Below are 12,354 nucleotides of genomic sequence, written 5' to 3'. Positions count from 1 at the left end.
GGTTTTAGTGGGATTCCGTGCGCTCGAGCGATCCGTCGCCGCGGGCGACCGGCAGCGGACACCCGGTCCGCCAGCGGGTCTTTTTCCGGCAGATAACGAAAACGCAGGAGGTGCTTCTCATCGGGGAAACGCGTGCTTTCGGCGCACCGCGCTCGCATGAAAACTCACGCTCGCGTGCGCATTTAATGGATCAGTTTCGCGTGTCCAGGTGTCAGTTTGGTTATACGAAGCCGCGACACCGGGACTTGATGAAGAATGCCGCGCAGATTAACATGCCGCTCGCGCCTAGCAAACCGCTGATGACAAGCGGGACTTTGCGCAAAAAGTAAAACGCGCCCAATTCCGCCCGATTCGATAATGCGAGTCTCCACAGACATACTGCCCGCATTGGGCGGCCGCGTGGACAGGAGCGCCCTCGACGCTGAACATCCGCAAGCCGCAGCCGCCTTCCCCACGCAAGACACGGCGCCCAGGCAGCCCTTGGCCCGCATCATGGAAATCCGGCCAACCGACTGATCTGAAAGGATTTTTTTGACCAAGCAGGGCGTGTCCGCGCCATATTCCTGGCATGAGACATGTGACATACCCGCCCTAGCCTGTGCCAGCCTTCATAACCATCGATTTTCGGACGACAAGAGGTCAACCGATGCAATACCCTCCCGAAGGGCAATATCGGATCGCGGCTCGAGATCGGCACATTGATACCGCCACTTCACCATCCTGCCACCAAACGGTGGGCAGTATTTTTTCGTAGAAACTCACCGGCATTCGCGCATTCGTAATTCCCGGAAATGTTTCCAAATCTTTATAAATGCAAACATGAACCGCACCAGCACAGGCGAAGCGCCATCGGATTTTTGCGTTGTTGTTAACGACGAGGGCCAGTATTCGTTATGGCGTTCGGATCTGCCGATCCCCGGCGGGTGGCGTGAAACAGGCATGGCCGGAAACCGGCAGGCGTGCATCGACTATGTCGACCAGGTCTGGACCGACATGCGCCCGGCCAGTCTCCGTCAGCGCCAGTGAACGGTTGGGCGCATTTCGGAGCCCCTGCGCCTGGACCGGGCAATCGAAATGCCCCGCCGAACATGGCCGGCAGCCGGGAAAGACAACCCGCCCGGCCTGACGGCCGCCACCGGCGGCCTCCGCACCGCCCGCCGGGCGGCCGGGCTGCGTGAACCCGGTGAGCGATGCCGGGTGCGAGCCCGTCGCCTCGCGCCACCCGACGGCCCATTCCTCTCAGGAGAACCTTGATGTCGGCTGATGAACTTTATCTACGCGGTGACATCGTCGCCGAACCCCTGGTATCCGGCTGGTATGCCTGGACCCACCTGATCTCGCCGGCCACGCTGGCCATGAATGTCGTGGGGCGCCATCTCAAGATCATGGCGTCGTTCGTGCACGCGCCCAAGGTACACGTCGCCGCGGTCAAGAATCCCAAGATGCTGGGCGGCCCCTTCATCGATTATGCGGAATCCCGGGTGGCCGAGGTACAAGGCCTGATCGAGCAGACGCGCAGCGAACAGGCCCGGCTGATCGCCTTCGCGGAAGGCGTCCACCAGTTGAACGCGTTGCTCAAACGTGCCGCCACCGGCGCTGGCCTGGACGATCTGTACACCCAGGTGCCGGATTGCCTGCGCGGCTATGTCGAGCTGTTCTACGATGCGCGGCACCAGCCCACGTTCCGCCTCTACGAGTCGCTGCTGTACCGCAGCGCGTACTACGACCGCACCGCGCAAAGCCTGCAGCTGCACGTCACCCAGAACGATCATCGGCCGTTCGTGCTCAGCACGCCTCGGTTGCCGGATGCGACTTCGGTCTGCGTCCAGCTGCCATTCGAATCCCCGGTGCTCGACCGGTTCTTCCGGGCGCGCTACGAGCCCACCCCGGTGAGCCGGCTGGCCGAAGAACTGGGCATCGCGCAGGAAAGCCGGGCGCTGTTCCGTTCCTTCTTCACCAGCGAGCCGCCCGCGGCGCGCCAGCGCTATCAGGGCGAGCAGGCGCGCATCCGCTTCTTCGGCCATGCCTGCCTGCTGCTCGAGACCCGCGCGTTCTCGCTCATCACCGATCCGGTCGTGAGCTTTCCCTACCGGGGCGCCAACTCCCGCTACACCTACGAAGATCTGCCGCCGTTCATCGACTACGTGCTGATCACGCACAACCACCAGGACCATGTCCTGCTGGAAACCCTGCTGCAGCTGCGCCACATGATCGGCACGGTCATCGTGCCCCGCGGCGGCAACGGCGAGCTGCAGGATCCGAGCCTCAAGCTGGCGCTGCAGGCCCTCGGCTTCAAGCGGGTCGTCGAGCTCGACGAGCTGGAGAGCCTGGAGCTGCCGGGCGGCAAGCTGACCGGCCTGCCGTTTCTCGGCGAGCACGCCGATCTGGGCATCCGCACCAAGCTTTGCTATCACGTCGCGATCGGCGGATGGTCGACCCTGTTTGCCGCCGACGCCTGCATCATCGACCCGCAGGTCTACCGGCATGCGCATGAGATCGTCGGCGACATCGATGTGCTGTACCTGGGCATGGAGTGCGACGGCGCGCCGCTGTCGTGGCTCTACGGCCCGCTGCTGAGCGAGCCGCTGACCTGGGAGCAGGATCGCTCGCGCACCCTGTCGGGCAGCAATTTCGCGCGGGCCCGCGAACTGGTGGAGATGTTCGGGCCCAGCCAGGTCTACGTCTACGCCATGGGCCAGGAGCCCTGGCTCAACCACATCATGGCGGTGAAGTACACCGAGACGTCGCTGCCCATCGTGGAATCCAACCGCTTGCTCGACTATTGCCGCGAGCGGGGCATCGTCGCCGAGCGCCTGTACTGCATGAAGGAAACCTTCCACGCAGACGCGGCCCCGGTCGAAGCGTAACGGCGCCGGCCGGCTCGGGAACCCTGAGCGGTGCCTCGCCCGGGCCGCTGCGGCAGCCGGCCATGGCGTCGCCGTACCGGCATTGGACGATTGGACGAATGGAATCGATATGCGGATCACGAAACTGCTGCTTGGCCGTTCCAACGGGTCCACCATGCTCATGGTGGCCGCCTCGCAGGCTGCGGCCGGCCTGGGCGGCGCCGGCCTGCTGGCGATCCTGACCCATGCCGCCGGCGAAGCGGACAGGTCGCTGATGTGGCGCTACCTGCCGTGGGCCGCGGCGGCGCTGACGCTGTTCGTCCTGGCCCAGGGCATCACGTCGCGGCTCACCACCGCGTGCGTGGAACAGGCGATTCATGCGGTGCGCCTGCGCATCATGGGCAAGCTCGCCTCGGCGACCCTGCAGACCTTCGAGCGCATCAGCGAGGGCCACCTGCTGACCCGCCTCGAGAAAGACCTGAAGGTGGTGTCCGCCACCTCCTCCGCCATCCTGGCCGCCAGCCAGGCCGGCATGCTGTTCCTCTGTTCCATCACCTATCTGGCGTATCTGTCGCCCATGGCGTTCGGCATCTGCATGGTCGTGGTCGTGCTGAGCCTGCTGCTGCATGCCATCCGGATGCGGGTGATCCACGCCAGGATGGAAGCCGCGACCCATGCCGAGACCGATCTGCTCGGCCTGACCGGGCACCTGGTGGGCGGCTTCAAGGAACTCAAGCTGCATGCCCGCCGGCAGCGCGAGCTCCACGCCGAGCTGGCCGCCGCTTCCGGGCACAGCGCCGAGCGCAACCGCGCGGCCTACGTGACCGTCAGCGATCACCTGATCCTGATCCAGATCATCCTGTACAGCCTGATCGGCTCGGTGGTCTTCATCCTGCCGCTGCTGGACACGACGCAGCCGCTGCTGCTGGTGAAAATCGTGGCCGTGATCCTGTTCCTGGCCGGCGCGCTCAACCAGTTCGCCGGCATCCTGCCGATGTACACGCAGGCCGATGCGGCCGCCCGGCATATCGAGGCGCTGGAGCACCAGCTCACGGACGAGCCGGCCGCCGACGGCCAGACCGCACAGCCGCAGCCCGCACCGGTACTGGCCGGCATCGAACTGGAAGCCGTCCGCTACGCCTATCTGCCCGTCAACGGCCAGGGCTTCGAGGTGGGCCCCGTCAACCTGTCGATCCGGCGCGGCGAGATCGTCTTCATCACCGGCAGCAACGGTTCGGGCAAGTCGACCTTTCTGAAACTGCTGACCGGCTTGCAGGCGCCCGATGCCGGCCGCATCCGCTGGAACGGCAATCCCGTCGATCCTGACAGCCTCGAGCGCTATCGCGGCCTGTTCTCCGCGATCTTCTCGGACTACCACCTGTTCCCGACGCTCTGGGGCCTGGACGCGCCGACCCCGGGCGCGATCGACGCGCATCTGCAGCGCCTGGCCCTGCAGGCCCTGACCGCGCTGAACGGACGCTCGTTCTCACCGCTCAAGCTCTCCACCGGCCAGCGCAAGCGCCTCGCGCACCTGGTGGCCCTGCTGGAAGACCGGCCCATCTACGTCTTCGACGAATGGGCGGCCGACCAGGACCCGGCGTTCCGGCGCTGGTTCTATCACACGGAGCTGCCACGCCTGAAGGCGCTCGGCAAGACCGTGATCGCGGTCACCCATGACGAGCCGTACTTCGGCTGCGCCGACCGCTGGCTGCACTTCGAGGAAGGGCGCTGCGTCGAGCGCGCGCCGGCGTCGGTCCTGCCGGCAGCATCCGCGCCGGTCACGCTGGCGGCGACGTAGGGTCGCCTTGCGAGGGCGCCGGGCAATCGGCGCGCGCACCCGCCGAAGACAGCACCGGACAGGCACCCCACACAGCGCGGCACGCAAGGGGCGCGTGGCCTGCGTGCCATCCGGAGCGCAGCACACCGGCCGCCATGCCAACGCAGCGCGACGTCTTCGCGCCCCACCACCGCCCTCGACAGCCCCGCCCGCCTTGCTTTGCTGCGGTGCGGCGGCGCAGAATCCCGGCAGCCCCGGGCACCGTGCGGTTACACCTTGTTACATCTTAGGCGGACTGGGATGTCGATCCGGCCAGGGCGTCATTCGACGTATCCGTAGAGACGCGAACCTCTTGCGGCTCCCACTCACTCAAGGAGATTGACCATGCGATTCATGGTTCTGCGACTGGCCGACCCGGACACCGAAGCGGGCGTGATGCCCTCCGAAGCGCTGCTTGCCGAGATGGGCAAATACATGGAGTCCCTGGCGAACGCCGGCGTGCTGCTGGGCGGCGAGGGGCTGCACCCGAGCGCGGCCGGCGCGCGCGTTGAGTTCCGCGGCGGCAAGCCGGGCGTGATCGACGGCCCGTTCACCGAAGCCAAGGAGCTGATCGCCGGCTACACCATCCTGCAGGTGAAATCGCTGGAAGAAGCGCTCGAGTGGTGCAAGCGCTGGCCGGCGATGGATGGGGGCGGCAATGTGCGGCTGGAGATCCGCCGCATCTTCGAGGCCGAAGACTTCGGCGAAGCCTTCACGCCCGAGGAGCGCGAGCGCGAAGCGCGCCTGCGCGCCGAACTGGCCGCCCGCCAGCAGTAAGGCCGGCCCCGCCCGACGCCGCGTCGCGCCATGGCCGATCCGCCCCTTGCCATCCACCGCACTATCGAAGCGGTGTGGCGCATCGAATCGGCCCGGATCATCGCTGGCCTGGCGCGGCGGCTGCGCGACGTGGGCCTGGCCGAAGAGCTCGCGCAGGATGCGCTGGTCGCGGCGCTGGAGCAATGGCCCGCCGATGGCATCCCCGACAACCCCGCCGCGTGGCTGACGGCCACCGCCAGGCACCGCGCCATCGACCGGCTGCGCCACCACGCGCTGGCGCAGCGCAAGCATGCGCAGCTCGGCATCGAGCAGGAGATCGAGCAGGAACTGGCCCATGCCGAGGCCGAAGCCGCGCGCGACGAGGCCATCGGCGACGATCTGCTGCGCCTGGTCTTCATCGCCTGCCATCCGGTGCTGCCGCACGAAGGGCGCGTGGCGCTCACGCTGCGCCTGCTGGGCGGCCTGACCACCGATGAGATCGCCCGCGCCTTCCTGGTGCCCGAGCCGACCATCGCGCAGCGCATCGTGCGCGCCAAGCGGACGCTGTCGGCGGCGCGCGTGCCGTTCGAGCTGCCGGCGCCGGGGCAGCTCACCGAGCGGCTCGGCGCCGTGCTGCAGGTGATCTACCTAATCTTCAACGAAGGCTATGCCGCCACCTCCGGCGAGGACTGGACCCGCCCCGCGCTGTGCGACGAAGCGCTGCGCCTGGGCCGCATCCTGGCGGGACTGATGCCGGGCGAAGCCGAAGTGCACGGCCTGGTGGCGCTGATGGAGCTGCAGGCCTCGAGGCTGCGCGCGCGCGTGGGGCCGGGCGGACGGCCCATCCTGCTGCTCGACCAGGATCGCCAGCGCTGGGATCGCCTGCTGATCCAGCGCGGCTTTGCGGCGCTCGCGCGCGCCGAAGCCTGCGGGCACGGCCTCGGCCCCTACGGGCTGCAAGCGGCCATTGCCGCCTGCCACGCTGGCGCCCGCACGGCGGCGCAGACCGACTGGCCGCGCATCGCCGCGCTCTACGACGCGCTGGCGCAGATCGCGCCCTCGCCGGTGGTGGAGCTGAACCGCGCCGTTGCCGTGGCCATGGCGTATGGCCCGGCGGCCGGCCTGGCGATCGCCGACCGGCTGCTCGCCGAGCCTGCGCTGCGCGGCTATCACCTGTTGCCCAGCGTGCGCGCGGACCTCCTGGCCCGGCTCAACCGCATGGACGAGGCCCACGCCGAATACGAACGCGCCGCAGCGCTGGCCCGCAACCGGCAGGAACGCACGCTGCTGCTCGAACGCGCAGCGCGGTGCCGGCCCGACGACTAGCGCGTGGCACGCCGATTGCGTGCTGTGCTAGGTCAGGTTGCCGATTGCATTGCATGCCGATGGCGCTCCCGCTCCATCCGGCCGCTCATCCTGCGTGAACCGTCCTTCCGCCTCTCTCCAGAGCATCCAGGCACTGCGGGGCTTCGCCGCGCTGTACGTGGTGATCTTCCATTCCGGCCTGGCGCTGGCCCATGCCGACCTGCCCGCGCTCGCCTGGCTGACCGAGCACGTGGTCAAGCGCGGGCACGTCGGCGTGGACGTCTTCTTCGTCATCAGCGGCTTCATCATTGCCTGGGTGGCGATCCTCGGACCGAAAGGCCCCGAGCCGCCCGGCGCGTTCCTCATCAAGCGCGCCTTCCGCCTGGGGCCGCCGTACTGGCTGATGTCGATCCTGCATTCGGCCTGGCTCAATCCGGTGTCTAGCGGTGTGCTGCTGACCTCGCTGGCCTTCCTGCCGCAGGCCAACGCGGATGCGCCCTACTTCGGATATCCCGCGCTCTACGTGGGCTGGTCGCTCAACTACGAGGCGTTCTTCTACCTGCTGTGCGCGCTCGGGCTGGCGTTGTTCGGCCGCCGGGCCTTGTGGCTGGTGACGCTGGGGCTGTTCGCCACCACGGTCATCGTGCCGTTCTGGCATGGCAGCGTGGTGCTCGGCGATCCGGAGGCCCTCTATGCCTGGGCCACGCCGCTGCAGGCCATGGCAGCCAACCCGCTGGTGCTGGAATTCCTGCTCGGCGCGGGGCTCGCCTGGCTGTATGCGGCGCACCGGCATCGGCTCACGCCCGCACGCGCGCGCCTGCTGCTGCTGGCCGGCGTGGCCGCCTTCGTCGTCTCGGTGATCGGGCCCGTGCCCAAGTTCGACCTGCTGCTGCGCGGGCTGCCGGCCGGCGCCCTGCTGGCGGGGCTGGTGGCGATGGAGCACTGCGGCGCGCTGCGCGTGCCGCGCGTGGCCGTGTGGCTCGGCGAGCTGTCGTATGCGCTATACCTCGTCCATCCGTCCGTGATCGAGGGCATGCACCGGCTGGTGGGCGTACTGGCGCCGGAGTGGATCGGCGCGCAACTGCTGCACTTCGGCGCGAACCTGACGCTGACACTGCTGGCGGCGACGCTGCTGCACCGCTATGTCGAGCTGCCGTCCATTGCGCTCGGGCACAGGAGCGTCGCGTGGTTGCGGGGCTGGGGGCATGCGTGGCGTGCGCGGCTGGGGGCTGTCACCAGTCGTCCATCCAAGACTGGGGGAGACGGCCAGTCGTCTATCGACGCGAACGCATGAAAGCTAGATGGGAAACTTACGGTTTAAGTCACAGGCGTGTGAAGACGAACGCAATGTAAACGCGTATCGCAAAAATCAGCCTCTATGCGGAATGGAAAAAAAACGGCTACCCGTCGGGGTAGCCAGTCAGCATGAGATTTCTTAAGCCCCCCTGAATGGGGAATTCAAGGGGGGATCCTCAGAAGCGAAGTGCTAACAAGGCATTCCGCTGTTGGTTTAACGCCAGTTCGCGGATAGCGTGGGCTGTAGTTGCGCCTCGTAATCAGGCGGCAGGGTCATGGTTCCCGCCGATGGCGGGTGGAACGAAGCCATTGCTTGCACCAGAGCATCCACCTGGCCATCTGCCAGGGTTTTGCCATCTGCGGCAGTGATCTGTTGTACGTGGTTGCTCGTCGCGGTGTACCAGCCCGAGATGGATACTTGGGTGGACGTGCCGATCACACTCACCAACAGATCGTTGCCGACATGCTGGAACCACAGCTGATCGCTGTTGGCGCCGTCGAACTGCAGCGTACTGGAGTTCGCAGTGCCGCCGGTACGGTTCACAACGGTGTCACTTGCTGCGCTAGCCTGGATCTCATAGAGATTGCTGCCGCTGGTACTACCAACCATCGTGTCATTGCCGCCCCCCGCCACCAACGTGCTGTTGCCGTTCCCTCCGACCAGTGTTTCGTTGCCCGCGCCACCGATCAGGATGTTGTTGCCCCAGCCGCCGCTGAACGTGCCATCGCCGTTGCCGTGGACCGTGTTTGCGCTGGCGGCCAACTCCGCGATCGACATCTGCGTGCCGTCGGCAAACTGCACCGACCGCATGCCCACGTCGCCGCCCCACACCTGCTGGCGCAGGAAGTAGTCGTGCAACCGCACCACGTCTCCGTTGCCGAAGTCCAGCACCATCGTGTTGCCGTCCTGCCTCAGCACCAGATCGCTGCGGTTGTAGTTGGTCAGCTGCAGCACGTTGTTCTGCCCGCCGCTGGTCTCCATCTCGGCGATCCCGTCGCCACGCCCGAAAACGTAGGTGGCAGCTCCGGCAAAGCCGGTGATATAGCTGTACCCGACGCCGGCCACGATGGTATCGGCGCTGTTGTTGGTGCCGCCCTGGATCGTTTCATTGCCGGTCCCGCCATAGATCTTGACCGGTGTCGAGAGCGGCAGCCTGAAAGTCTGGTTGCCATTGGCCAGATGCAGGCCCAGGGTACTCATCAGGCTCGCCATCGTGGCCTGGGTGCCATCGGCAAACAGGACGGCGCTCAGGTCGGACCTGCCGGCGTTGTTCTGCGCGTGCAGGAAGAAGTCGCTCAGCTTGACGGTATCTCCGCCACCGAAGTCAAGGATCAGGTTGTTGCCATCCTGGCGCAGCGCCTGCAGGTTGCTCTGGTTGTAGCCGGTCAACTGCAGCACGTTCTGCGAACTGCTCTGCACGCGGCTGCTATCGACCGCGGTCGCGCCGTCACCTTGAGCGTAGACATAGGTGTTGTTCCCGCTGCCAGCCTGCAGCAGGTCGTTGCCGACACCGGCGACCAGGGTGCTGTTACCGTTCCCGCCGACCAGCGTCTCGTTGCCCGCGCCACCGATCAGGATGTTGTTGCCCCAGCCGCCGCTGAACGTGCCATCGCCGTTGCCGCGAATCGTGTTCGCGCTGGCCGCCAACTCCGCGATCGACATCTGCGTGCCGTCGGCAAACTGCACCGACCGCATGCCCACGTCGCCGCCCCACACCTGCTGGCGCAGGAAGTAGTCGTGCAACCGCACCACGTCACCGTTGCCGAAGTCCAGCACCATCGTGTTGCCGTCCTGCCTCAGCACCAGATCGCTGCGGTTGTAGTTGGTCAGTTGCAGCACGTTGTTCTGCCCGCCGCTGGTCTCCATCTCGGCGATCCCGTCGCCACGCTCGAAAACGTAGGTATCCGCGCCAGACCGGCCGGCCATGTAGGTATACCCAATACCAGCAACCAGTGTGTCGTTACCCTTTCCGCTAATTAAAGTATCGTTACCCGTGGTGGCAATAAGGATGCTGCTTCCATTGTTGTCCTGCACAGTCGAACTGTCAGCACTGGTCAGGAATATGCCGTTTCCAGCAGAACTGAGCATATTAAATACACCGTTACTATAGTCAGCCTCTATGCCATCACTGAACTGACCCAGGAAATTCTGCCATTGACCACTGCTCTGCAGCTGCATTGCCCATTGCTTAAGTCGGGCCGTTGGATCATAGCCGACTGCACTGAGAAGACTACTTCCCGACGCCGTCAACTCCGCCAAGTCAACCATCGCGTTAACTGGATCAGTAGAAAATTTCCCATCCAACAAATTATTAAACTTACTGAAGTCAACTCTAATTCCTGTCGCCCCCTTCGAATCGACATTCAGCCCAATAGCATTCAAATAGGGCATCAGCCTAGTTTGCAAGACCAGCCCTTGATAAACACTTCGCTCCAGAGCCTGATAACCCTGCACCAAAGCGCTTACTTGACTCGCGCTAACGTCAATCGAATACGTTGGGCTAACGAATATACTCGCTGATTTTCCATCACCCGCCTCGCCACCCGGGTTATATGAAAGAAAAGCACGGTTGTGCCCCCACAACGCCCCAGTACTCGCCGGATCGTAAAGTAGCTGCCCGTTGAATTTTTCCAGAATATCAACTATGCCTACCATATTACGGTAGGCATCCGTCCAATTAGATTGATCACCAGGATTTAATTGGACATTAGTGTTCGCATACTGCTGAATTCCGTCAAATTTATAGACATAGCAGGGATCTGAGTAACCCCACCTATTTCTTTCCATCAGCGCCTGAAAGTTACTTGTCCCCCCCCACACAGCCAAGAGTTGTGGCAGCATAGCAATTTGATCGGCACGGGAGGTCAAAGTGCTGTATTTCTGCAGCAAACCACTGAAAGAGGGCGAAAGCTGCGCGGCAGTTCTGGTGTCGTACATAGCGCCGCTTCCTTGCATAAGTGGTATTGCATTTGCAGCGTCGTCGCCAGAGGTTTGAAGTTGGGCTGGGGTTGCCAGGTTTTGATAGAAAGGGTTTCCGGTTAGGTTAACCGCACCAATCGTGGTCTGACGACCATCCGACCATGTTACAGTCGCATACGACGATTCGGTGTTGACTTCGACCCCGGTACCACCAGTATTGATCCAGGAGGGCTGCTCATTCAAAGAAATGCTTACGATACCCAACTGCTGCAGGGTAAGCATTTGGCCAGCAGGCATATTTGGATCGGAGCTTCCACTTGAGGGAGCACCGACCCACACGCGCAAATTGGCAAATTCAGGATCTTGGGTATCGATTACGCCATCACCGTTACTATCCAAAAGTGAAAGCGCTTGAAATCCATCTGTCGCGTACTTCCCATTTGGCAGGAGGGAGGCGGCACCAAACAGCTGAGTCTCACTTGTGAGCGTTGTAGCCCCCGATGGGTTATAGGCAAGCCATCCAGTGCCTTCGGCAATCCACCCGGTAGAAACGGAATTACCCGATCCTGTTGTATCAAACATCACTCCTGATTGGCTGGCGCCAATAGTTTTTATTCCATTTCCAGTTAAATCAATGGCAAGCGGGTCCGACCCACTATTAAATAGAACAGCACGAAATATTCGATTAACCAAATCCGAAATTCCACGAGGCCCCTTAAGAATCGCTCGAGTTATACCAAATTTCCCGAAATGCACCTCGTACCCGAGGCGCTCGAGCGCGTTAAGTACCTGACCCACACTGGCATAAGGAATCTCTTTGTCGTAATTACCCAAATAGTCCCCATTCGCATAGGATCCATTGGTGTAGTCTTGGAACCCTCGAATTTCATTCGCCACATTTTTCGGGTTATTTAGAAAATCCCCGCTCGCATCAACCTTTTCATTGAAAAGACTATTCCACGCATTTTGCAGCCCGCCCGCAATCTCCGCCCCAATTATAAAATTCCCACCACTCGCCGTAACGGCAAGACCGAAATCGTATGACGCCAACGGGGTAAAAGCCGGAACAAATCCGCCGAAACTTTGTCCATCAAAGCCTCGCTGCAAATCGTAAGGTCCTCCGGTGTGATAGTTAGAGAACATATCGAGACTAAAACCAGAGGCTTGAGCGCGAGAAATAGTATTCTCGGGATCATAGCCGACAGGAACAATATAAGGATTTCCATTCGGGTCCATAACCCAATCCCCGTATTGATTCGTCAAATATGTAGCCGACACATATCCCACAACATTGTCTTGCGGGCTCTTTGGGTTATACCCCCCATTGAATCCATAAATCGGCACCTGAAAGCAAATATTTTCACCCATCTTAACTCTCCCCGTTATCTAAATTTTCACACTCGGTTTCCGGAAGC

The 12,354-nt window shown here is 63.1% G+C and carries 7 protein-coding genes; 6 read left to right on the top strand and 1 reads right to left on the bottom strand.

All coding sequences use genetic code 11. From position 1 onward, the window contains the following. Window positions 1-819 precede the first annotated feature (819 nt). From GO999_RS17255 to GO999_RS17230, 6 genes are all read left to right on the top strand, one after another. A complete protein-coding gene (locus tag GO999_RS17255; protein WP_011003938.1) occupies window positions 820-1,026 on the top strand; it encodes an MbtH family protein in 207 nt (68 codons plus the stop codon). A gap of 227 nt (window positions 1,027-1,253) precedes the next feature. After that, window positions 1,254-2,867, top strand: coding sequence for an MBL fold metallo-hydrolase (locus tag GO999_RS17250; RefSeq protein WP_211907021.1), 1,614 nt, complete (start codon window positions 1,254-1,256; stop codon window positions 2,865-2,867). 109 nt (window positions 2,868-2,976) lie between these two features. After that, entirely contained in the window at window positions 2,977-4,644 is a 1,668-nt protein-coding gene (locus tag GO999_RS17245) for a cyclic peptide export ABC transporter (RefSeq protein WP_211907020.1), read from the top strand. Window positions 4,645-5,007: 363 nt separating this feature from the next. Then, a complete protein-coding gene (locus GO999_RS17240; protein ID WP_011003935.1) occupies window positions 5,008-5,439 on the top strand; it encodes a YciI family protein in 432 nt (143 codons plus the stop codon). 30 nt (window positions 5,440-5,469) lie between these two features. After that, window positions 5,470-6,744 (top strand): RNA polymerase sigma factor, encoded by a 1,275-nt coding sequence (locus GO999_RS17235; protein ID WP_211907019.1) that lies wholly within the window; start codon window positions 5,470-5,472, stop codon window positions 6,742-6,744. A 94-nt stretch (window positions 6,745-6,838) separates the two neighbouring features. Beyond that, complete coding sequence (locus tag GO999_RS17230) at window positions 6,839-8,017, top strand: acyltransferase family protein (protein ID WP_118872609.1); 1,179 nt, start codon at window positions 6,839-6,841, stop codon at window positions 8,015-8,017. A gap of 216 nt (window positions 8,018-8,233) precedes the next feature. Here the strand turns inward: GO999_RS17230 and GO999_RS17225 are convergent, their stop codons facing one another. Then, window positions 8,234-12,307 (bottom strand): calcium-binding protein, encoded by a 4,074-nt coding sequence (locus GO999_RS17225; protein WP_211907018.1) that lies wholly within the window; start codon window positions 12,305-12,307, stop codon window positions 8,234-8,236. Between the last annotated feature and the right edge of the window lie 47 nt (window positions 12,308-12,354).

The organism is Ralstonia nicotianae (assembly GCF_018243235.1).
GTDB lineage: Bacteria > Pseudomonadota > Gammaproteobacteria > Burkholderiales > Burkholderiaceae > Ralstonia > Ralstonia nicotianae.
The sequence above is the reverse complement of the archived record's forward strand: the minus strand, read 5'-3'. Positions and strand labels throughout refer to the sequence as shown.

What these genes read in the sequence shown, in the direction of transcription:
- GO999_RS17255 (WP_011003938.1), top strand. Translation starts at nt 820, where the DNA reads ATGAACCGCACCAGCACAGGCGAAGCGCCATCGGATTTTTGCGTTGTT.
- GO999_RS17250 (WP_211907021.1), top strand. Translation starts at nt 1,254, where the DNA reads ATGTCGGCTGATGAACTTTATCTACGCGGTGACATCGTCGCCGAACCC.
- GO999_RS17245 (WP_211907020.1), top strand. Translation starts at nt 2,977, where the DNA reads ATGCGGATCACGAAACTGCTGCTTGGCCGTTCCAACGGGTCCACCATG.
- GO999_RS17240 (WP_011003935.1), top strand. Translation starts at nt 5,008, where the DNA reads ATGCGATTCATGGTTCTGCGACTGGCCGACCCGGACACCGAAGCGGGC.
- GO999_RS17235 (WP_211907019.1), top strand. Translation starts at nt 5,470, where the DNA reads ATGGCCGATCCGCCCCTTGCCATCCACCGCACTATCGAAGCGGTGTGG.
- GO999_RS17225 (WP_211907018.1), bottom strand. Translation starts at nt 12,307, where the DNA reads ATGGGTGAAAATATTTGCTTTCAGGTGCCGATTTATGGATTCAATGGG.